16 protein-coding genes, 1 tRNA gene and 2 pseudogenes are annotated in these 21084 nt (G+C 71.0%); 3 read left to right on the top strand and 16 right to left on the bottom strand.

Features of this window, described 5'->3' with window-relative positions; all coding sequences use genetic code 11:
• Positions 1-80 precede the first annotated feature (80 nt).
• From coaE to polA, 4 genes and pseudogenes are all read right to left on the bottom strand, one after another.
• Positions 81-683, bottom strand: a complete 603-nt coding sequence (gene coaE / locus ITJ50_RS11645) for a dephospho-CoA kinase (protein WP_194590538.1) — start codon at positions 681-683, stop codon at positions 81-83.
• 92 nt (positions 684-775) lie between these two features.
• Positions 776-2254 carry a 30S ribosomal protein S1 gene (gene rpsA, locus ITJ50_RS11640; RefSeq protein ID WP_042540921.1) on the bottom strand — a complete coding sequence of 493 codons (1479 nt, stop codon included), beginning with the start codon at positions 2252-2254 and terminating at the stop codon, positions 776-778.
• Positions 2255-2412: 158 nt separating this feature from the next.
• Positions 2413-3948, bottom strand: a pseudogene (locus tag ITJ50_RS17475) (DUF885 domain-containing protein); the annotation flags it as partial.
• A gap of 192 nt (positions 3949-4140) precedes the next feature.
• A pseudogene (gene polA, locus ITJ50_RS11635) lies at positions 4141-6774 on the bottom strand (DNA polymerase I); the annotation flags it as partial.
• Between the two features lie 101 nt (positions 6775-6875).
• Here polA and ITJ50_RS11630 point away from each other — a divergent pair.
• Entirely contained in the window at positions 6876-7244 is a 369-nt protein-coding gene (locus ITJ50_RS11630; protein WP_051596794.1) for a PaaI family thioesterase, read from the top strand.
• Between the two features lie 32 nt (positions 7245-7276).
• Here ITJ50_RS11630 and ITJ50_RS11625 read toward each other — a convergent pair whose 3' ends face one another.
• The 5 genes from ITJ50_RS11625 to ITJ50_RS11605 all read right to left on the bottom strand — a co-directional run bounded on the left by ITJ50_RS11625 (position 7277) and on the right by ITJ50_RS11605 (position 10862).
• Complete coding sequence (locus ITJ50_RS11625; RefSeq protein WP_194590537.1) at positions 7277-7747, bottom strand: GNAT family N-acetyltransferase; 471 nt, start codon at positions 7745-7747, stop codon at positions 7277-7279.
• 116 nt (positions 7748-7863) lie between these two features.
• Complete coding sequence (locus ITJ50_RS11620) at positions 7864-8469, bottom strand: ANTAR domain-containing response regulator (RefSeq protein ID WP_017887240.1); 606 nt, start codon at positions 8467-8469, stop codon at positions 7864-7866.
• Between the two features lie 128 nt (positions 8470-8597).
• Positions 8598-8679 (bottom strand) — tRNA-Leu (locus tag ITJ50_RS11615).
• Between the two features lie 12 nt (positions 8680-8691).
• Positions 8692-10182, bottom strand: a complete 1491-nt coding sequence (locus tag ITJ50_RS11610) for an ATP-binding protein (protein WP_194590536.1) — start codon at positions 10180-10182, stop codon at positions 8692-8694.
• Positions 10179-10862 (bottom strand): response regulator, encoded by a 684-nt coding sequence (locus ITJ50_RS11605; RefSeq protein ID WP_197068668.1) that lies wholly within the window; start codon positions 10860-10862, stop codon positions 10179-10181. Before ITJ50_RS11605 ends, ITJ50_RS11610 begins: the two co-directional genes overlap by 4 nt.
• Before the next feature lie 149 nt (positions 10863-11011).
• Between ITJ50_RS11605 and ITJ50_RS11600 the strand changes: the two genes are divergently transcribed.
• Positions 11012-11482 (top strand): hypothetical protein, encoded by a 471-nt coding sequence (locus ITJ50_RS11600; protein ID WP_140448084.1) that lies wholly within the window; start codon positions 11012-11014, stop codon positions 11480-11482.
• A 25-nt stretch (positions 11483-11507) separates the two neighbouring features.
• On the opposite strand, the gene ITJ50_RS11595 is transcribed toward ITJ50_RS11600, so the two are convergent.
• The 3 genes from ITJ50_RS11595 to ITJ50_RS11585 are packed head-to-tail and all read right to left on the bottom strand — an operon-like array spanning position 11508 to position 14723.
• On the bottom strand, positions 11508-12731 hold the full coding sequence (locus ITJ50_RS11595; protein ID WP_194590535.1) for a GAF domain-containing protein: 1224 nt from the start codon (positions 12729-12731) through the stop codon (positions 11508-11510).
• A 52-nt stretch (positions 12732-12783) separates the two neighbouring features.
• Positions 12784-13182, bottom strand: a complete 399-nt coding sequence (locus ITJ50_RS11590) for a DUF779 domain-containing protein (RefSeq protein ID WP_194590534.1) — start codon at positions 13180-13182, stop codon at positions 12784-12786.
• Positions 13182-14723, bottom strand: a complete 1542-nt coding sequence (locus ITJ50_RS11585) for an aldehyde dehydrogenase family protein (RefSeq protein ID WP_017887212.1) — start codon at positions 14721-14723, stop codon at positions 13182-13184. Before ITJ50_RS11585 ends, ITJ50_RS11590 begins: the two co-directional genes overlap by 1 nt.
• 151 nt (positions 14724-14874) lie before the next feature.
• On the opposite strand from ITJ50_RS11585, the gene ITJ50_RS11580 reads away from it, so the two are divergent.
• The gene (locus tag ITJ50_RS11580) at positions 14875-15414 is read left to right on the top strand and encodes an HdeD family acid-resistance protein (protein WP_159558035.1); all 540 of its coding nucleotides are present in this window, start codon (positions 14875-14877) and stop codon (positions 15412-15414) included.
• Here ITJ50_RS11580 and ITJ50_RS11575 read toward each other — a convergent pair.
• The 4 genes from ITJ50_RS11575 to ITJ50_RS11560 form a co-directional block, all read right to left on the bottom strand.
• Positions 15356-16651 carry an acyltransferase family protein gene (locus tag ITJ50_RS11575; RefSeq protein ID WP_082046984.1) on the bottom strand — a complete coding sequence of 432 codons (1296 nt, stop codon included), beginning with the start codon at positions 16649-16651 and terminating at the stop codon, positions 15356-15358. The two genes, ITJ50_RS11580 and ITJ50_RS11575, sit on opposite strands and share 59 nt — an antisense overlap.
• 32 nt (positions 16652-16683) lie before the next feature.
• Positions 16684-17778: a VIT1/CCC1 transporter family protein gene (locus tag ITJ50_RS11570; protein WP_194590533.1), complete on the bottom strand. Its 1095-nt coding sequence runs from the start codon at positions 17776-17778 to the stop codon at positions 16684-16686.
• A gap of 130 nt (positions 17779-17908) precedes the next feature.
• On the bottom strand, positions 17909-19354 hold the full coding sequence (gene pyk, locus ITJ50_RS11565; protein ID WP_110891587.1) for a pyruvate kinase: 1446 nt from the start codon (positions 19352-19354) through the stop codon (positions 17909-17911).
• A 233-nt stretch (positions 19355-19587) separates the two neighbouring features.
• On the bottom strand, positions 19588-21045 hold the full coding sequence (locus tag ITJ50_RS11560) for a glutamate synthase subunit beta (protein ID WP_017887206.1): 1458 nt from the start codon (positions 21043-21045) through the stop codon (positions 19588-19590).
• Positions 21046-21084 lie beyond the last annotated feature (39 nt).

Below are 21084 nucleotides of genomic sequence, written 5' to 3'. Positions count from 1 at the left end.
ACCGGAGGACGTTGCTCGCCCTGGGCGTACTGTCCCCTCCGACGGCGCCGGACCGGACCGCCCTCCGGGGTGCGCACGGCTCATCCCGTGATCCGGGCCCACACCTCGTCGGCGGAGCGGATCGTCCGCTCGAGGTTCCCGGTCGCGTCGACGACGTGGTCGGCGAGGGCGAGGCGGTCCTCGTCACTCGCCTGGGCTGCGACCCGGCGCTCGGCCTCCTCACGGGGCATCCCACGGTGTTCGACGAGTCGCTCGATGCGCTGCGCTGCGGGGGCGTCCACCACCACGACCGCCTCGAACCGGAGCGGACGGGACCCCCGAGCCTCGGCCAGGAGCGGCACGTCGTAGACCACCACGGCGTCGGGGTCAGCGGACTCGGCTCCGTCGAACGCCTGCTGCGCGAGCCGCCACACCTCGGGGTGCGTGATGGCTTCGAGGTCCTTCCGCGCCGCGGGGTCCGCGAAGACGATCGATCCGAGTGCGGGCCGGTCGAGCGAGCCGTCGGCGGCGATGACCGACGCGCCGAACCGCTCGGCGACCTGTGCCAGGCCCGGGCTTCCCGGTGCCACCGCGTCCCGCGCCAGGCGATCGGCGTCGACGATGACGGCCCCGTGCTCGGCCCAGCGTCGGGAGACGGTCGACTTGCCCGCGGCGATGCCGCCCGTGAGTCCGATGATGTGCACGGCAACAGGGTAACGACCCGGAAGCCCGGAAACGCCGGAAGCCCGGCACCCTGTCAGGGGTGCCGGGCTTCCGGTCGGGACGAACCGCTCGATCAGTTGTTGGTCGAGCTGAGCTTCTCGCGGAGTGCAGCGAGCGACGCGTCGTCGGCCAGGGGGCTTGCGCCACCCGTCTCGCCGGCGAACGACGAGGACGACGACGACGACGAGGAAGCCGTGGCCGGGAGGTCGAAGCCACCCTGCGCCTCGTCGGCGATGGTCTTCGCGACCTGCGCCTTGTGGGCTTCCCAACGACCCTGGGCGGCCGCGTACTGGCCCTCCCACTCGGTGCGCTGCGTGTCGTAGCCCTCGAGCCACTCGTTGGTCTCCGGGTCGAAGCCCTCGGGGTACTTGTAGTCGCCCTTGTCGTCGTACTCGGTCGGCATGCCGTAGAGCGCCGGGTCGAACTCGTCGCTCTCCGGGTCCACGCCCTCGTTCGCCTGCTTGAGGCTGAGCGAGATGCGGCGACGGTCGAGGTCGATGTCGATGATCTTGACGAAGACCTCGTCGTTGACCGAGACGACCTGCTCGGCGAGCTCGACGTGCTTGTTCGAGAGCTCCGAGATGTGCACGAGGCCCTCGATGCCGTCGGCAACACGGACGAAGGCACCGAACGGGACGAGCTTCGTGACCTTGCCCGGTGCGATCTGGCCGATCGCGTGGGTGCGGGCGAAGACCTGCCACGGGTCCTCCTGCGTCGCCTTGAGCGAGAGCGACACGCGCTCACGGTCCAGGTCGACCTCGAGGATCTCGACGGTGACTTCCTGACCGACCTCGACGACCTCGCTGGCGTGCTCGATGTGCTTCCAGCTGAGCTCGGAGACGTGGACGAGACCGTCGACGCCACCGAGGTCCACGAACGCACCGAAGTTGACGATCGAGGACACGATGCCCTTGCGGACCTGGCCCTTGTGGAGGTTGTTGAGGAACGTGGTCCGGGACTCGGACTGCGTCTGCTCGAGGAGCGCACGGCGCGACAGGACCACGTTGTTGCGGTTCTTGTCGAGCTCGAGGATCTTGGCCTCGATCTCCTGGCCGAGGTACGGCGTGAGGTCGCGGACACGACGGAGCTCGATGAGCGAGGCGGGGAGGAAGCCACGGAGGCCGATGTCGACGATGAGGCCGCCCTTGACGACCTCGATGACCGTCCCGGTCACGACGCCGTCGGACTCCTTGATCTTCTCGACGTCGCCCCACGCACGCTCGTACTGCGCACGCTTCTTCGACAGGATGAGGCGGCCTTCCTTGTCCTCCTTCTGGAGAACCAGGGCCTCGACCTCGTCGCCGACCTCGACGACCTCGTTGGGGTCGACGTCGTGCTTGATCGAGAGCTCGCGCGAGGGGATGACACCCTCGGTCTTGTAACCGACGTCGAGGAGGACCTCGTCGCGGTCGATCTTCACGACGGTGCCGGAGATGAGATCACCGTCGTTGAAGAACTTCAGGGTCTTCTCGACCTCGGCCAGGAAGTCATCAGCCGAACCGATGTCGTTGATGGCGACCTGCTTAGGAGCCTTGGTCGTAGTGGTTGTCATGTAGAGATTGCTCCGAACGGACATGAGTCGGGCCATGGCGTGCGGGGACTCGGCCCCCGTGGTGCACCGCCGTGGCGATTGATTGAGTGGCGCGGATTGCGCCGCACAAGTCTAACCGCACCGGCCGAAGCCTCACAACCGGGCGGGTCGACGGCGCGTCACCCGACCAGGGCGGTGCGCAGGGTGTCGAGACCGATGCTGCCGAGCGAGAGCGCACGGTGGTGGAACGCCTTCAGGTCGAAGTCGGCTCCCTCACGCGCGGCGACCTCGTCGCGGATGGACTCCCACACGCGCTGGCCGACCTTGTAGGACGGTGCCTGCCCCGGCCACCCGAAGTAGCGGGCCACCTCGAACCGGACGAACGCCGGGTCCATGTTGACGTTCTGCCCCATGAAGTCGAGCGCGTACTCCCACGTCCAACCGCCGCCGTCGGGGTTCGTCTTCTGCAGGTGCACGCCGATGTCCAGGACGACGCGGGCGGCACGCATCCGCTGGCCGTCGAGCATGCCGAGTCGGTCGCCGTCGTCGTCGAGGAACCCGAGCTGTTCCATCAGCCGCTCCGCGTAGAGCGCCCAGCCCTCGACGTGCCCCGAGGAGCCCGACAGCTGCCGGCGCCAGGTGTTCAGCTCGCCGCGGTTGTAGACGCCCTGGCTGATCTGCAGGTGGTGGCCCGGGACGCCCTCGTGGTAGACCGTCGTCTTCTCACGCCAGGTGCCGAACTCGGTGACGCCCTCGGGCACGGACCACCACATGCGACCGGCACGGGAGAAGTCGTCCGAGGGACCGCTGTAGTAGATCCCGCCCTCTTGCGTGGGGGCGATCCGGCACTCCAGACGACGGATCGGGTCCGGGATGTCGAAGTACGTCCCCGCCATCGCGGCGATCGACGCGTCGCTCGTCTCCTGCATCCACCGCTGCAGGGCGTCGGTCCCGTGCAGGATCCGTGCTGGGTCGGTGTCGAGCACCTCGATCGCGCGGGCCACGCTCGCGCCGGACTCGATGCGGTCGGCGATGCGCTCCTGTTCGTCCCGCATCCGGGCGAGTTCCTCGAGGCCCCACTCGTACGTCTCGTCGAGGTCGACGACCGCACCGAGGAACCGGCGGGAGTGCAGCTCGTAGGCTTCGCGACCGACGGCGTCGACCGGGGTGGCCAGCGGCAGCAGCTCGTGCTCCAGGAACTGTCCGAACGAGCGGTAGGCCGCCGCCGCGACCTCGGCACCGCGGCGCAGGTCGGCTCGGAGCGCCTCCGGCACGGGGACGTCGCCCTCGAACGCGGCGGAGTCGGCCCGCTGACGGAACATCCCGCCGTCGGCGCCGGTGCGCGCCGCCTGCTCGGCGATGAGCGCGACCTGGCGCTTCGCCGGGGTGACGTCTTCACGCGTGCCCTCGAGCAGTGTCTCGCGGATGCCCTCGAGCGCATCCGGCAGCGCCTGCAGCCGACTCGCGATGTCCTGCCAGTCCGACTCGGTCGCGGTCGGCATCAGGTCGATGATCTCGCGCACCGACTGTGCCGGGCTCGCGATGACGTTCAGGTCGCGGAGGTGCAGCTTGCGCTCGTAGGACTCGACGGTGAGGTCCAGCTCGGCACCGAGGTCGGCCTTGGTCACCTGGTCCACGGAGTCGACGGCCGGAGCGGCGTCGAGTGCACGCTTGGTGCCGCGGGCGGCCTCGGCCAGCGCGGCGGCGCCGGCGGGCGAGGTGTCGCCGTACTCCCCCGTGCGCCCCGGCACCCCGATGTACGTGGCGGTCGTCGGGTCGAGATCGACGAGTGTGGTGACCCAGTCCTCGGCGACACGGTCGACGGCGGACGGCTGGCGGACAGGACGGTCATCGGTCATGCCCTCGACCCTACCCAGGTGGACCACGGCGGACGGCCGCTGCGGATCGACGGACACGTCGAGCGGCACCGTCAGCTCGGCGGCGTTGCCCATCCGGGTGCGCAGGATCTCCTCGACGCGCTCCTGCTCGCCCGGAGCGACCTCGAGGATGAGCTCGTCGTGCACCTGGAGCAGCAGGTGGGACTCCAGCTCGTCGTCGCGCAGGTCATCGGCGACCCCGAGCATCGCGATCTTGATGATGTCGGCGGCGGAACCCTGGATCGGTGCGTTCAGCGCGGCCCGCTCGGCGTTCTCGCGCAGCACCCGGTTCGGGCTCTTCAGGTCGGGGAACGGACGACGGCGACCGAAGATCGTCTCGGTGTAGCCGTCCTCACGCGCCTGCTCGACGACGTTGCGCAGGTAGTCGCGTACGGCGCCGAAGCGGGAGAAGTACTCGGTCATGAGCGTGCGGGCCTCGGACTGCTCGATGCGCAGCTGCTTCGACAACCCGAACGCGCTCAGCCCGTACGCCAGGCCGTAGGACATGGCCTTGACCTTCGTGCGCATCTCGTTGGAGACCTCGGATGGGTCGACACCGAAGACCCGGGCGCCGACGAAGCGGTGCAGGTCCTCGCCCTCGTTGAAGGCCTGGATCAGCCCGGGGTCGCCGGAGAGGTGCGCCATGATCCGCATCTCGATCTGCGAGTAGTCGGCGGTGACGAGCGTCGTGTACGGCTCGGCGACCGCGAACGCCGAGCGGATCCGGCGACCGACGGCGGTCTTCACGGGGATGTTCTGCAGGTTCGGGTCGGTCGACGATACCCGGCCGGTGCTCGTGCCGGTCTGCTCGTACCGGGTGTGGATGCGCCCGTCGACCACGGCGGCGTCGAGGGTGTCGACGATCTGCCGGAGCTTCGTGGCGTCGCGGTGCTGCAGCAGGAGCCCGAGGAACGGGTGCGGGTGCTGTTCCTGCAGGTCGGCCAGGCTCGCGGCGTCGGTCGAGAACCCGGTCTTGGTCTTGCGGGTCTTCGGCATCGCGAGCTCGGTGAACAGGACTTCCTGCAGCTGCTTCGGCGACCCGAGGTTGACCTCGTGCCCGATCTCGGCGAACGCCTGCTGCGCCAGCTCGGCGGCGCGCTCCCCCAGCTCCTTCGACAGGCCGGTGAGCACCGGACGGTCCATGCCGACGCCGATGGTCTCCATGCCCGCGAGCACCGAGACGAGCGGCAGCTCGATGTCGTCGAGCACCTGCAGCGACGACTCGTCGATCCGGGCACGCAGGGCCGTGGTGACGCGGAGCACGAACCAGGCGTGCACCCCGACGTTGACCGGGTCGGTCTCGGGGACGAGCTGGTTCGGGTCGGCCGTCGGCAGTTCTTCGCCGAGCTCCTGGTAGACGAGGTCGGACAGCGGCTGCCCCTGCTTGCCGGGCTGTGCGAGCCACCCCATGATCCGGGCGTCGCCGGCGACGCCGTTCACCACGAAGCCGGCGGTGCCGAGGGCCTTGATCGCGGCCTTGGCGTCGTGGAAGTGCTTCGGTGCGTCGGACGCGAACCAGGCCGAGAGCTGCTCGTAGTCCTGGGCACCGCTGCCACCCGGCACGAGCACGGCGTCGTCGTGGGTCGCGATGCCGATGGCGCTGAGGCGTCCGTCGATGACCTCGACCGCGACGCCGTAGCCGTTCGCCGCCTCGGTCGCGTTCCGGCGTTCGAGCCAGTAGCCGAGCTCTTCGTCGATCAGGGTCTTGACGGGCGGCGGGGTCGGCGCACCGTCGTCGACGGTGCCCTCGGCCGAGGGTTCTGCGGGCTCGCCCGACCCGGCGACCTTGAACACGCGGTCGAGCAGCGTGCGGAACTGCAGCTTGGCGAAGAGCTCGCGCACCGCGTTCTCGTCGACGGGACGGAGTGCGACGTCGGCCGGACCGACGGGCAGTTCGACGTCGGTGACCAGGCGGTTGAGCCGGCGGTTCCGCACGGCACGGTCCCGCTGCTCACGCAGGTTGTTGCCGACGACGCCCTTGATCTCGTCGGCGTGCTCGAGGACACCGTCGAGCGACCCGTACTGGGTGACCCACTTGACCGCGGTCTTCTCGCCGACCTTGTCGATGCCGATCAGGTTGTCGCTGGTCTCGCCGACGAGGGCCGCGATGTCCGGGTACTGGTGCGGCTCGATGCCGTACCGCTCGTAGACCTTGTCGCGGTCGTAGCGGGTGAGTTCGGAGACACCGCGGACCGACGGGTACAGCAGCGTCACGTCGTCGTTGACGAGCTGGATCGAGTCGCGGTCGCCCGAGACCACGTAGACCTTGTACCCCTGGTCGGAGCCCTGCTTGGAGAGGGTGGCGAGGATGTCGTCGGCCTCGTAGTCCTCTTTCGTGACGGTGGTGATGCCCATCGCCTCGAGCGCCTGCTGCAGGAGCGGGATCTGGCCCTTGAACTCGGCCGGGGTCTCGGAGCGGGTGCCCTTGTACTCGGCGTACTCACGCGTGCGGAACGAGAACCGGGAGATGTCGAACGCCACCGCCAGGTGGGTGGGCTTCTCGCGCTGCAGGAGCATCAGCAGCATCGAGATGAAGCCGTGGATCGCGTTGGTGTGCTGCCCCTCGCGGTTCACGAAGCTGTCGACCGGCAGCGCGTAGAAGGCCCGGAAGGCGAGCGAGTGGCCGTCGATGACCATGAGGGTAGGCTTTGCGGAGTCCGACACCCGGACAGCCTACCGACGCCCGCTGACACGGAAGGTCGACGCAGACCGTGACCGACGACACCACATCGACCACGATCGATCCCCGCATCGACGAACGCGGCATGGGCGAGCTGGCCGAGAAGATGGGCATGGTCATCACCGAGCTCTCGGCCGAGCGCGCGGTCGGTTCGATCCCCGTCGAGGGCAACCGCCAGCCGGTCGGCCTGCTGCACGGCGGCGCCTACGTCGTCCTCGCGGAGAGCCTCGGTTCGATGGCCGCGAACGTGCACGCCGGGCCCGGCCGCTACGCCGTCGGCATCGAGCTCAGCGCCTCGCACTCCCGCAGCGCCACGAGCGGCATCGTCACGGGCACGTGCACCGCCATCCACCTGGGCGGCACGCTCACCACCCACGAGATCGTCCTGACCGACGACCAGGGTCGTCGCTGCTCCACCGTGCGGATCACGAACATGATCCGCGAGCGTCGCTGACCGACGGAGCGACGGGGCGACGGAGCGATGACTCAGTCCTCCGGCGGCCGCTGCAGCAGCAGGCGGGCGTCGCCGAACCCGAGCCTCCGGTAGAGCCGCTCGCCGTCCACGCTCGAGTGCACCGACGTCCGCTCCACGCCGAGCTCGTCGGCGAGCTCGAGCAGGGCCGTGACGAGCCGTCCGGCGACGCCGGAACCCCGCAGCTCCGGGTGCACGTAGACCGTCTGCAGCTCAGCGGCGAACCGATCACCGTCGATGTGCGGCGCCGGCGGTCGCGGGTTGACCGCCAGCCACGCCATGCCGAGCACCACGCCGTCCCGCTCGGCGACCACGCACCGGTGCGACTCCCGGTGACGGGCGGCGAAGTCCGTCATCGCCCTGCGGTACTCCTCCGGCGTCTGCACCGGTGGGCGGCCGTCCTCGTCGACGCTCCACCGCCACCGCAGGTCGGCCACTGTCGGCATGTCGTCAGGCCGGGAGGCCCGGATCACCACGTCGTCCATGCCTCCAGCCTGCCAGGTGGTCGCGCCCCATGCCCCGCCCTCGGACGCAGGAACGCCGCCGACCCCAGGGGGTCCGACGGCGTTCCGTGAGCGACGGTGCTGTGCTGCGGCGTCCGCTACTTCTTGGCGCTGAGCTGCTCGATGATCGCCTTGGCGACGTCGTGCATGGTCAGGCGGCGGTCCATCGAGGCCTTCTGGATCCAGCGGAACGCCTCGGGCTCGGTGAGGCCCATCTTCTCGTTCAGCAGGCCCTTTGCACGGTCGACGAGCTTGCGGGTCTCGAAGCGCTCGACGAGGTCGGCGACCTCGGCTTCGAGCGTGATGATCTGCTGGTACCGCGAGAGGGCGATCTCGATCGCGGGGAGCAGGTCGTTCGGGGTGAAGGGCTTGACCACGTAGGCCAGCGCGCCGGCCTCGGTGGCACGCTCGACCAGGTCCTTCTGGCTGAACGCGGTCAGCAGGACGACGGGAGCGATGTGGTTCTTGGACAGCTTCTCGGCTGCGGAGATGCCGTCGAGCTGGGGCATCTTGACGTCCATCACGACGAGGTCGGGACGCAGGTCGGTCGCGAGCTGGACGGCGGTCTCGCCGTCTCCGGCTTCACCGACGACGTCGAACCCGTTGTCGCGGAGGATCTCCACGATGTCGAGGCGGATGAGCGACTCGTCCTCGGCGACGACGACGCGACGGGGTGCTGGTGCTGTTGCTTCTGTGTCACTCACGGACGAAAGCCTACTAGACGACGGAACTGCCGCATCCCAGACCACGCAGATCGATCAGACGGATGGGCAGCTTGGTACGAGTGGCGGGACGCGGGTCCGAACTGCCCCGCACGCCGTGAGCAGTTTCGTACGAGTGGCGGGACTTGAACCCGCACGCCGTGAGGCAGAGCATTTTGAGTGCCCCGTGTCTGCCGATTCCACCACACTCGCGAGGACTCCAGGCTAGCAGGACGCGCGCACCACCCCGGTCGCCGCCGGGAGCGACAACTCGAACACGGCGCCGCCCAGCGTGCCGTCCTCGCCGTGCCGCAGCCCGCCGCCGTGCGCCTCGGCGATGCCCCGTGCGATGGGGAGCCCGAGCCCCGCTCCGCCCGAGCGGGCGTCCCGTGCGGCCTCGAGCCGGACCAACCGGTCGAACACCCGCTCACGGTGTTCCAGGGGGATCCCCGGCCCGTCGTCCTCGACCCGTACCACGGGGCCGGGTCCGCGGTCGTCGAGGCTGACGACGACCCGTCCCGTCGCACCGCCCGCACGTGCCGCGTTGTCGACGAGGTTGCCGAGGACCTGGGCGATCCGCTCGGCGTCGACGTCGGCCTCCACCGGGTGCTCGGGCACGACGACGTCGAGCTCGAGGGTGGGCAGCCGGAGCCGGAGCCGGTCTCCCTCGGCCGCCAGGAACGCCCCGAGCTCGACCACCTGCCGGTCGAGTTCGATCCCGCGGTCGAGCCGGGCCATCGTGAGCATGTCCTCGATGAGCCGAGCTGCCCGGTCGGCCTGCCGGACGACGTGCACGGCCAGCACCTCGCGGGTCCGGTCGTCACCGGCGCCACCCCGCACCAGGGTGTCGGCGGCCGCGCGGACCCCTGCGACGGGTGTCCGCAGTTCGTGCGCGGCGTCGGAGAGGAACGACCGGACGCGGGCCTCTGCGGCGACGGCTTCACGCTCGGCGCCCTCGACCGCGTCGAGCATCTCGTCCAGGGCGACGGCCACGCGACCGATCTCGGTGTCGCGGCGCGAGGGTCGGAGCCGCTGCCCACGGTCACCGCCGGCGATCGACCGCGCGGTCGTCGCCATCTGGTCGAGCGGTCGCAGGGACCGTCGGACGACCAGGACGACGCCGAGGACGGCGATGCCGAGGAACGCCGCCGAGGCACCGCCCATCACCCAGCCGAGCTGCACGAGCGTGTCCTGGACGTCACGGGTGCCGGCGGTGAGGGTGATCCGGGTGCCGTCGTCGAGCCGGCTCACCAGGGTGAGGACACCGTCGTCCTCGCGAACCGACGACGACGTGATCGTGGCGCCGTCGTCGGCGGGCGCCGGCGTGGCCGGATCGGTGGGTGTCCGTCCGACGCCCCCGCTGCCCCGCGGGACCGTCACGGGGAGGGAACCGGGGTCGGGCGGACCGGCGCGGAGCTGGTCCGGTGTCGGTCCGGCCTCGACGGCGTCCCCGTCCGGCTGGACGATCCGGACCGAGAGTCCCTGCGCGGAGAGCCGGTCGGCCAGATCCTCGGCGTCGACGGTGCCGACGAGCGCCGCAGCGGCCGACGCACGGTCGCGCAGGCGGTCCTCGGCCTGGACGCGGAGCCGGACGCCGAGCAGCCCCTCGACCGCGATCGTCAGCCCGGCGAGCAGGACGGCGAGCAGGACCACGATGGCGACGACGGTCCGCAGCCGCAGCGAGGTGGTCCGCAGGCGCCCGGCCTCAGCCCTCACGCTGCGGTCCGCTCGTCGCTGAGCCGGTACCCGATGCCCCGGACGGTGTGCACGAGGCGTGGTCCGTGCGCCTCCATCTTCCGCCGGAGGGCGCTGAGGTGGACCTCGACGACGTTCGCCGCGACGTCGTCGTACCCCCACACCTGGGTGGTGATCTGTCCCTTGGACACCGTCCGGCCTCGGCTCTCGGCCAGGAAGCGCAGCAGGCGGAACTCCGTCGCGGTGAGGTCGAGCAGCACCCCGGCGCGGCGGGCGGTGGCGGCGTCCGGGTCGAGCACGAGGTCGCCCACCTCGACGACCGAGGGGATCCGGCCACGCCGTCGGAGCACCGCGGTCACGCGGGCGACCAGTTCGGCCATCGCGAACGGCTTCACCACGTAGTCGTCGGCCCCCTCGGCGAAACCGCGCAACCGCTCGTCGAGTTCGTCCCGCGCGGTCATCATGACGACGGCGGCGTCCGTGGCGGAACGCACCCGTCCGGCGAGCACGATGCCGCTCGGTCCGGGCAGCATCCAGTCCAGCAGGACGAGGTCGGGGGCGCTGCGTCGCAGGTCGTCGACGAGGTCCCGTCCGTCCCCGGCCTCGGCGACGAGGAAGCCCTCGGCGCGGAGTGTGGTCGCGACCGCGGTGCGGATGGAGTCGTCGTCGTCGACGACCAGGATTCGGGCGGGAGCAGGCACGGCGGACACCGTACGGCGCTCCGACGGCCACCGAGCATGGAGGACGCTGGAGAACCCCTGTGCTTCAGGCATGCTTCAGATTCGGACTCGAGCGTCGTCTGCAGCGGCGGATCACCCGGATCCGCTCGGACAGACGAACGGTGACCACCATGCACGACGAACGAGACGACTCGACCACCACTCCCACCCGACGACGCGGGGCGCTCTTGCGACGGGTCGGCATCGGCACGGCCGCGGCCGCGGTCCTGGTGCTCGGCGGGTTCGGCATCGCCACGGCGAACGCAGCCACGACCTCCCCGGCGCAGGGCACCCCGACCGGCGCACCGACCGGTGCGACCACGCCGGCCCCGGCCGACGGCGACACCGCGACGGTGCCCGCACCGCCCGAGGGCGGGCCCGCGACGGCGCCCGGCTGCACGGCGCTCCCGGACGCCGGTGCGCACGCGACCGTCCCCGCCCCGCCGAAGGGCGCCGACGGGAAGGCGCCGACCCCGCCGAAGGAGGGTGCGAAGCCCACGGCGCCGACCCCGCCGGAGGACGGCGCGACGGGGAAGGCCACGGCACCCGCCCCGGCAGCTCCCGACGCGACCACGACCCCTGCGCCGGCCTCCGGTTCCTGATCACCGAGCCGGGGAGCGCGCGCCGTCAGCGATCCCGATCGCGCGGGGCGCGCCTCCCGGCCTGGTCGTCCCGAGCGTCTCCGGAACCCTCGAGCGCCTCGATCGCCGCCACGAGACCGGCCCGTCGCGGCGACCGCCGCGGCAGCACCGCGAGCAGGGCGCGCAGCACGAGCGCGTCGGTCGCACCGTCCGGGGTGCGCGCCCACGCGAGCAGGGCGTCGACGCCGCCGTCGGCGACGACCGACTCGCGGAACCGCAGCCGCACCAGGTCACGGACCGCGTCGACGCCGGGTGCGGCGGAGCCCGGCAGGACTGGTCCGGCGTACCGGTCGACGGCCTGGAGGCGCGCCCCGCGTCCGAGCGCGGACAGCACGCCGTCGACGTCGGTCCGGACCCCGGTCACCCGGTACGGCCGCGACGTCACCGTCACGCCCGGCGCGTGCTGCGCGAGGACCCGGCGGAGCCGCACCACCTCGGCGCGCAGGGTGACGACCGCGCCCGGGTCGCCGTAGACGGCGGCGGCGAGGTCGGCTGCCGCGAGACCGCCGGGGTGCGCCGCGAGCACGACGAGCAGTTCGGAGTGCCGGGCGGAGAGCTGGAGACGCCGGTCGGCGATCCGGAGCACGGCGGTGTCGGTCCCGAGCACGGTGAGCTCGGCCGACGGCACGTGGGGTGTCCGCGCGCGCGGTCGGACCGCGGCCAGGGCGAGCTGGGCCTCGGCGGCGGCGACCGTGGCGGCGAGCAGCGACAGCGTGTGCCGCTCGACGGCGCGGTCGTCGCCCGTCAGGTCGAGCACCCCGACGGTGGCGCCACTCGCGTCGTGCACCGGGACCGCCGTGCACGAGAACGGCTTGACGGCGTTCGCGTAGTGCTCGTCGGACCGGATCTGCACCGGACGGTCCAGGCGCAGGGCCGTGCCGGGAGCGCTGGTGCCGACGCGCTCCTCCGACCAGTCGGCCCCGGGGACGAAGCCCATGTCCTCGGCGGCACGTCGGGTGGACCGGGCGCCGTCGACCCAGACGAGGCGACCCGCGGCGTCCCCGACGGCGACGACGCACCCGGCCGAGCGGGAGTCGTCGAGCAGCAGCCGGCGGACCACTGGCAGCAGGGTCGCGAGGGGGCCGTCCTGCCGTGCGGCGTCGAGTTCGTCGTCCCCCAGGGCGAGCACCGGAGCCGCGTCCGGGTCGACCCGGGCGGACCGCTGCCACGACTCGGCGACGAGCGGGCGGAGCCGACCGGGTGCGCGCATGCGTCCTCCGATCGACCCCACCCGCCGCTCCGTCGCGACGCGTGCGGTCAGCCTACGTCCGGGCCACCCTCGGGACCAGGCCGAGATCGGCGAGCTCGGCGTCGTCGAACATCCGCGACCGGGTGAGGAACCGCTTGCCCTCGGGGACCTCGACCGAGAACCCGCCTCCCCGACCGTCGACCACGTCGATCGTCAGGTGCGTGTACTTCCAGTACTCGAACTGCGACACCGACATGGAGACCTCGACCGGGTCGAGGCCGTCCACCTGCAGTGCGCCGAGCAGGACGTCCCCCGGGCCGGTCCGGAACATGCCGACGGGGTAGCACATCGGGCTCGAGCCGTCGCAGCAGCCGCCGGACTGGTGGAACATCAGCGGGCCGTGCCGGGCGGTGAGGGTGCGGAGGAGCTCCCCCGCCGCCGGCGTGATCGCGACCCGTGCGGTGTCGGGCATCAGAAGAAGCCCATCGGTCCGTCGGCGTAGGAGACGAGCAGGTTCTTCGTCTGCTGGTAGTGGTCGAGCATCATCTTGTGGTTCTCGCGCCCGATGCCGGACTGCTTGTAGCCGCCGAACGCCGCGCCCGCCGGGTACTGGTGGTAGGTGTTCGACCAGACGCGTCCGGCCTGGATGTCGCGTCCGGCGCGGTACAGGGTCGTGACGTCGCGGCTCCACACGCCGGCGCCGAGCCCGTAGAGGGTGTCGTTGGCCGTGGCGATCGCGTCGTCGTAGCCGCTGAAGGACGTCAGGGCGAGCACCGGGCCGAAGATCTCCTCCTGGAAGATCCGCATCGAGTTGTCGCCCTCGAACACCGTCGGGGTGACGTAGTAGCCGCCGGAGAGCTCGCCGCCCAGGTCGGCCCGTTCGCCGCCGGTCAGGAGCTTCGCGCCCTCCTGCTTGCCGATGTCGATGTAGCTCAGGATCTTCTCGAGCTGGTCGTTCGACGCCTGGGCGCCGATCATCGTCGACAGGTCGAGCGGGTGTCCCTGCTTGACGGCTCGGACGCGGTCCAGGCCGTCGGCGACGAAGCCGTCGTAGATCTCCTTCGCCACGAGCGCCCGGGACGGACACGTGCAGACCTCGCCCTGGTTCAGGTTGAAGAACGTGAAGCCCTCGAGCGCCTTGTCGTAGAAGGAGTCCTTCTCCGCGGCGACGTCGGGGAAGAACACGTTCGGGCTCTTACCGCCGAGTTCGAGCGTCACCGGGATGAGGCTCTGCGAGGCGTACTGCATGATCAGCCGACCGGTGGTGGTTTCTCCCGTGAAGGCGATCTTGCGGATGTCCGGGTGCTGGGCGAGCGGTGCGCCGACCTCGATGCCGAAGCCGTTGACGACGTTGAGCACGCCCGCGGGCAGCAGGTCGCGGATGAGCTCGACGAGCACGTGGATGGACGCCGGGGTCTGCTCGGCGGGCTTCAGGACGACGCAGTTGCCGGCGGCGAGGGCCGGTGCGAGCTTCCACACCGCCATCAGGATCGGGAAGTTCCAGGGGATGATCTGCCCCACGACGCCGAGCGGTTCGTGGAAGTGGTACGCCACGGTGTCGTGGTCGATCTCGCCGGCGGATCCCTCCTGCGCCCGGATGGCCCCGGCGAAGTACCGGAAGTGGTCGATCGCGAGCGGGATGTCCGCGCCGAGGGTCTCGCGGATGGGCTTGCCGTTCTCCCACGTCTCCGCGACGGCGAGCATCTCGAGGTGCTCCTCCATGCGGTCGGCGATCTTGTTCAGGACGACGGCCCGTTCGGCTGCGCTCGTGCGGCCCCACGACGGGAACGCCTTCCAGCCCGCGGCGACGGCACGGTCGACGTCGGTGGAGTCACCGCGGGCGACCTCGGTGAACACCTTGCCGGTGACGGGGGTGGGGTTCTCGAAGTACTGCCCGCTCGACGACGGGACGTACTCGCCGCCGATGAAGTGGTCGTACCGGGACCGGTACTCGACCAGGGAGCCGGGTTCGCCTGGTGCGGCGTAACTGGTGGGCGAAGGTGCGATGGTCATGGTGGTGCCCTTTCGACGACGCTGTCGGGGCGCACGGGTCGTGTGCCTGCTCCGCACGGTACGGCCGCGGGGGTTGCAGGTGGTTGCACGAGGCCACGGCGCGACGGGTAGCGTGCTGGACACCAGCGCTGGCGATCAGGGAGGAGCGCTCGTGGATTCTCGTGCCGTCAGGACGTTCCGGGTGTTCGTCGTCGTCACGGCCGTGGTCGCCATCGCCCTGGGCATCGTGGCGATCGTCTGGCCCCGTCCGTCGCTCGTGCTCGTGGCACTGCTGTTCGGTGTGTACCTCGTCGTGGCCGGTGCGCTGCGGGTCTTCGCCGCGGTGCGGGGGCACGGCACCCGCCCGGCGTGGCGGTGGACGTCCGGCATCGTCGGTGGCCTGGTCGCGGTCGCGGGGCTGGTGACCCTGCTCGACCCGGCGATCCCGCTCGTGGTCTACGCCGTGCTCGCCGGGGTGGGGTTCCTGATCGAGGGCGTCGCCGCGATCGTCGGTGGGTTCGTCGGCCATCCCGGATCGTCACGGGTGCCGACGGTCGTCAGCGGGGTGCTGTCGATCATCGGCGGGATCGTCGTGCTGATCGTCCCCGGGCTCGCACTGACCGTCTTCATGGTGTTCGCGGGCATCGCGCTCGTCATCGTCGGCGCCGCGGCCCTGCTGCTCCTGCCGCCGCGCGCCGCGCTCCGCCGCTGACCGGCACCGCGGTCGCAGCCGCCGCGTCGGTCGAGGCGACGTGCGGCGTGCCGGGGACCGCTCGACGGCCGAACAGCTCGCCGAGCAGCGCGCGCTGGTGGCTGTTCATGAACGGGCGTTCGACCAGCACCGCGAACACGACGCACACCGCGACGACCGCCGGAGCGACCACGAAGAGCATCAGACCGAACTGCACCGGTGTCGGGAGCCCGAGCGGCAGCAGGAGCAGGTTGCCGAGCGCGAGCAGCGGGCTGTGCACCAGGAACACGCTGTAGGAGACCAGCCCCGACTGCACCAGACGGCGTCCGCCCAGGAACCGCCGGACCCGGTGGGTACCGACACGTCCGGTCCGCTGCCCGTCGGCGAGCACCATGAGGAGCAGCGTGATCCCCAGGCCGGCGACGGTGCCCGTGACGGCGCTGTGGACGATGCCCGGAGCGGCGGCGACCTGCACGAAGGCCGCCGTCAGGACGACGAGGGCGACGAGGAGCACGGAGCGCTGGTGTCGGAACATCCGCTGCAGGGATCGGGGTCGACGGCGGCGGAGGTCGTCCTCGGACCCGATCACGAGGTGGGCACCGTACATGCCGACACCGAAGACCCCGAGGAAGTGCGGCGCGGACCAGGCACCGACGCCGGTGGCGATCGACAGCACGGCGAGGGCGAACGACAGGACGATGACGACGACGGGGTGGGTCCGCCGCCAGAGCAGCAGGAGCACGGGCATCAGCAGGGTGAGTTGCATCTCGATCGGCAGGCTCCACAGCGTCCCGTTGATCGACGTGATCCACTCCGGCGACAGGTTGTGCAGCAGGAACACGTGGGTCACGATGCCCTGCAACGTCACCGGGAGCTTGTCGTCCCAGACCGTGCCGTGCGGCTCGTTCATCACCGGGACGAAGGCGATGAGCGCCAGCGCCAGCACGAGCGCCGTCAGGTACGGCGGGACGAGCCGACGGATCCGGCGCTTCGCGTAGGCCCCGTAGGTGGTGCCGAGGCGCAGGTCGTGGCGCCCCGAGACGGCGATCATCATCGTGAAGCCCGAGATCGCGATGAACGCGGGCACGCGCAGGTCACCGGCACTGAGCACCCGGTAGACGACGGGCATCGACGCCGCCACGGACCCGGCGACGCCGGTGAACTGCACCGTGTGGGCGACCACGACGAACGCGGCGAGGATCCCGCGCATCCCGTCGATGTGGGCGAGGTCCAGACGGGGCGCGCGAGCAGTTGACATGCAAACAGCATGTCACATATCGGATATGACCGCTAGGCCGAGCCGGTGCCGAACAGCAGGCCGAGCGCGTAGGTGACGATCGCCGCACCGAACCCGATGGCGAGTTGCCGGAACGCCCGCTTGCCGGGCGAGGCACCGCTCAGCACGCCGACCACGGCACCGGTGCCGAGCAGGGCGATCCCCACCAGCCCGCCGGCGACCGCGATCGCAGCCCAGCCCTGCATGCCGAACAGGAACGGCAGCACCGGGATGACCGCGCCCGAGGCGAAGAAGCAGAAGCTCGACACGGCGGCGCTCAGCCCGGTGCCGACGGCCTCGTGGTCGTCCGCGACCGGGGTCGGACCGGTCGCCGGGCGCCGCTCCCCGATGCCGGACAGCACCTGCGCCGCGTGCTGGGTCGCCTCGGCCTCGGACATCCCGCGCGCGCGGTAGACCAGGGCGAGCTCGTTCGCATCGACGTCGAGGTCCGACACCGCCTTGCCGGCCTCGGGGTGCGGCGCGGACGCCTCGAGCAGTTCGCGTTGCGACCGGACGGAGACGTACTCCCCCGCCCCCATCGACAACGCGCCGGCGAGCAGGCCGGCGATGCCGCTCAGCAGCACGAAGTGCCGGTCGGCCCCGGAGGCACTGATGCCGATGATGAGTGCCAGGTTGGACACCAGGCCGTCGTTCGCGCCGAACACCGCCGCCCGGAACGTGCCGGACAGCCGCATCCGGCCGCGGTTCGCGAGCCCGCGCACGACCTCGCCGTGGATCCGCTCGTCGGCGGCCATCCGCGCCGTCGCGTCCGAGTCGTCGGCGTACGGCGAGCGGTCCTCGGCGCGCTGCATGAGCGCGAGGACGAAGACCGACCCGAACCGCTTGGCGAGCACGGCGAGCACCCGGGTGCGCAGGCTCCCCCGCTGGGGCCGTCCGACGTCGTCGCCGAGCAGGTCGAGCCAGTGGTCGGCGTGCCGTCCCTCGGCCTCGGCCAGCGCGGCGAGGATCTCGCGCTCCTCGCCGGAACGGCGGGCAGCGAGGTTGCGGTACACGGCCGCCTCGGCACGTTCGTCGGCCAAGTAGCGACGCCAGCGGCGGACGTCGGCGCGCGGCGCCGGGGTGTCGGATCGGAGGCTCACAGCGACCATCCTGCCGCCTGCGGCCGACGTCCGGTCACCACCAGGGCCGTGGAGACGCGGCAGGGCGCGGACCGGAAGCGGTCGGCGCTGCTCGCGCCGGGCCTCCAGTCCGCGCCCTGGTGGCGACGGATCCCTCGGATCAGTCCCGGACGTAGGCCGGGGCGGCCTCGGCGTGGGCGTCGCCCACCCGGTGCACGCGCAGGTCGTTCGTCGAGCCCTCGATGCCGGGAGGGGACCCGGCCGTCACGATGACGCGGTCGCCGGGGGCGGCCAGGCCGTTCTCGAGGAGGACGTCGTCCACCTGCGAGAAGAGCTCGTCGGTGTGGGTCTTGCGCTCCACCAGGAACGAACGGACGCCCCAGGTGAGTGCCATCCGGCGGCGCGTGGCCTCGTTCGGGGTGAAGGCGATGATCGGCAGGCCGTGACGCAGGCGCGACATGCGTCGGGCCGAGTCGCCGGACTCGGTGAAGACGCAGAGGTACGACGCCTCGGTGAACTCGGCGATCTCGACGGCGGCGAGGGTGATCGCACCGCCGAGCGTGCGCGGCTTGGTGCCGAGCGGGGCGATGCGCTCGAGACCGTGGTCCTCGGTGGACTCCACGATGCGGGCCATGGTGCGGACGGTCTGCACCGGGTACTCACCGACGCTCGTCTCGCCGGACAGCATGACCGCGTCGGCACCGTCGAGCACGGCGTTCGCGACGTCGGAGGTCTCGGCGCGCGTGGGGATCGGCGACGAGATCATCGACTCGAGCATCTGCGTCGCGACGATGACCGGCTTCGCCATGCGGCGGGACAGCTCGACGGCGCGCTTCTGCACGATCGGGACGGCCTCGAGCGGGAGCTCGACGCCGAGGTCCCCGCGGGCGACCATGATGCTGTCGAAGGCGTCGATGATCTCCTCGAGCGCGTCGACGGCCTGGGGCTTCTCGACCTTGGCGATGACCGGCAGGCGCTTGCCCTCTTCGTCCATGATCTCGTGCGCACGCACGACGTCGCTCGCGTTGCGGACGAACGACAGCGCGATGAGGTCGGCACCCTGGCGGATCGCCCAGCGGAGGTCGGCCTCGTCCTTCTCGCTCAGCGCGGGAACGTTGACGGCGACACCGGGCAGGTTGATGCCCTTGTTGTTGGACACCGTGCCGGGGACGACGACCTCGGTGCGGACCCGCACGCCGTCGGTGTCGAGGACACGCAGGCGGACACGGCCGTCGTCGATGAGCAGCGGGTCGCCGGGCTTGACGTCCTGCGGCAGGCCCTTGAACGTCGTGCCGCAGATCTCCTTCGAGCCGGGGACGTCCTCGGTCGTGATGGTGAAGACGTCACCGACCGCCAGGTCGTGCGGGCCGTCGGCGAAGCGGGCCAGACGGATCTTCGGACCCTGCAGGTCGACGAGGATCGCGACGGGCTTGCCGAGCTCTTCGGCGGCACGACGGACGTTGACATAGTTGGCCTCGTGGACGCTGTAGTCACCGTGGCTGAGGTTGAGGCGGGCGACGTCGACGCCCGCTTCGATGATCTCCTTGACGGTCTCGTAGTCCGACGTTGCCGGTCCGAGCGTCGAAACGATCTTTGCGCGTCTCAATGGATTCCTTCGTGGTGGTGGATGGAGCTTGGGTTTCCGCGCTGTGGGGCCGCGCGGAACGAAGCGAGGCCACCAGCACCCTACCGAGTGCTGGTGGCCTCACGCTCACGGGAGCGTGAGCATCTGGTGGAGACGGTCCGTCTTCTGGCGGCGATCCGTCGTCCGGTGGCGGTCCGACATCTGGTGGCCGTCCGACATCTGGTGGCGGTCCGACATCTCGTGATCGTCCGGCATCAGACGGAGATCGCCCGGTCGGTCGCCTTGACCGGAGCCGGCAGGATGGTGGAGCCCTCGAGGTACTCGTCCACCTGTGCGGCCGCGGCACGGCCCTCGGCGATCGCCCACACGATGAGCGACTGCCCCCGACCCGCGTCGCCCGCGACGAACACGCCGGCCTCGTTGGTCGCGTAGTCGGCACGGCGGTCGAGCGACCCGGAGCCCGTGGTCGGCAGGCCGAGCTGCGGCTCGATCGTGTCCGACTCGGGGCCCGTGAAGCCCATCGCGATGAGGACGAGGTCCGCCGGGATCTCCCGCTCGGTGCCCGCCTTCGGCACCCGTCGGCCGTCGAGGTACTCGGTCTCGGCGACCCGGAGCGCACGGACCTCACCCGCGTCGTTCGACAGGAACTCGACGGTGGAGGCGAGGAAGTGCCGCTCGCCGCCCTCTTCGTGGGCACTCGTGATCTCGAACACGGTCGGGAACATCGGCCACGGCTGGTCGGACGGACGCTCGAGCGGCGGCTGCTTGCCGATCGCCAGGTTCGTCACGCTGAGCGCGCCCTGACGGTGTGCGGTGCCGATGCAGTCCGCACCGGTGTCGCCGCCGCCGATGACGACGACGTGCTTGCCCTCGGCCGTGATCTGGTTGTCGACCGTCGTGCCCGCGTTCGCCTTGTTCTGCTGGACCAGGTAGTCCATCGCGAAGTGCACGCCCTCGAGGTCGCGCCCCGGGATCGGCAGGTCACGGGGCACGGTGGCACCGGTGGCGACCACGACCGCGTCGTAGCGGGACTTCAGGTCGTCCCAGGTGATGTCCTTGCCGATCTCGACACCGGCACGGAACCGGGTGCCCTCGGCCTGCATCTGGGCGAGGCGCGCGTCGATCTGGCGCTTCTCCATCTTGAAGTCCGGGATGCCGTAGCGGAGCAGTCCGCCGATGCGGTCGTCCCGCTCGTAGACGGCGACCGTGTGCCCGGCACGCGTGAGCTGCTGCGCGGCGGCGAGCCCGGCGGGGCCGGAGCCCACCACGGCGACGGTCTTGCCGGTCAGGCGCTCCGGCGGGTGCGGCGTGACCCACCCGTTCTGGAACGCCTGGTCGATGATCGAGACCTCGACCTGCTTGATGGTCACCGGCGGCTGGTTGATGCCGAGCACGCAGGACGACTCGCACGGTGCCGGGCACAGCCGACCCGTGAACTCCGGGAAGTTGTTCGTCTCGTGCAGGCGTTCGATCGCCTGACGGCCCTCACCGCGCCAGGTCAGGTCGTTCCACTCCGGGATGAGGTTGCCGAGCGGGCAGCCCTGGTGGCAGAACGGCACGCCGCAGTCCATGCACCGGCCGGCCTGGCGCTTCAGGACACCGGACTCCTGCTGCTCGTAGACCTCTTTCCAGTCCATGAGCCGCACGGGCACGGGGCGCCGGGGCGGGAGTTCGCGTTCCTGGACCTTCAGGAATCCCTTGGGGTCAGCCACCGGTCACCTCCAGGGTTGTGATGGGCTCTGTCGATTCCG

The organism is Curtobacterium sp. VKM Ac-2889 (genome assembly GCF_015350855.1).
Lineage (GTDB): Bacteria > Actinomycetota > Actinomycetes > Actinomycetales > Microbacteriaceae > Curtobacterium > Curtobacterium poinsettiae.
This window is presented reverse-complemented; position numbering and strand designations above follow the sequence as displayed.

What these genes read in the sequence shown, in the direction of transcription:
- rpsA (WP_042540921.1), bottom strand. Translation starts at nt 2,254, where the DNA reads ATGACAACCACTACGACCAAGGCTCCTAAGCAGGTCGCCATCAACGAC.
- ITJ50_RS11630 (WP_051596794.1), top strand. Translation starts at nt 6,876, where the DNA reads ATGGGCGAGCTGGCCGAGAAGATGGGCATGGTCATCACCGAGCTCTCG.
- ITJ50_RS11625 (WP_194590537.1), bottom strand. Translation starts at nt 7,747, where the DNA reads ATGGACGACGTGGTGATCCGGGCCTCCCGGCCTGACGACATGCCGACA.
- ITJ50_RS11600 (WP_140448084.1), top strand. Translation starts at nt 11,012, where the DNA reads ATGCACGACGAACGAGACGACTCGACCACCACTCCCACCCGACGACGC.
- ITJ50_RS11595 (WP_194590535.1), bottom strand. Translation starts at nt 12,731, where the DNA reads ATGCGCGCACCCGGTCGGCTCCGCCCGCTCGTCGCCGAGTCGTGGCAG.
- ITJ50_RS11590 (WP_194590534.1), bottom strand. Translation starts at nt 13,182, where the DNA reads ATGCCCGACACCGCACGGGTCGCGATCACGCCGGCGGCGGGGGAGCTC.
- ITJ50_RS11585 (WP_017887212.1), bottom strand. Translation starts at nt 14,723, where the DNA reads ATGACCATCGCACCTTCGCCCACCAGTTACGCCGCACCAGGCGAACCC.
- ITJ50_RS11575 (WP_082046984.1), bottom strand. Translation starts at nt 16,651, where the DNA reads ATGTCAACTGCTCGCGCGCCCCGTCTGGACCTCGCCCACATCGACGGG.
- ITJ50_RS11570 (WP_194590533.1), bottom strand. Translation starts at nt 17,778, where the DNA reads ATGGTCGCTGTGAGCCTCCGATCCGACACCCCGGCGCCGCGCGCCGAC.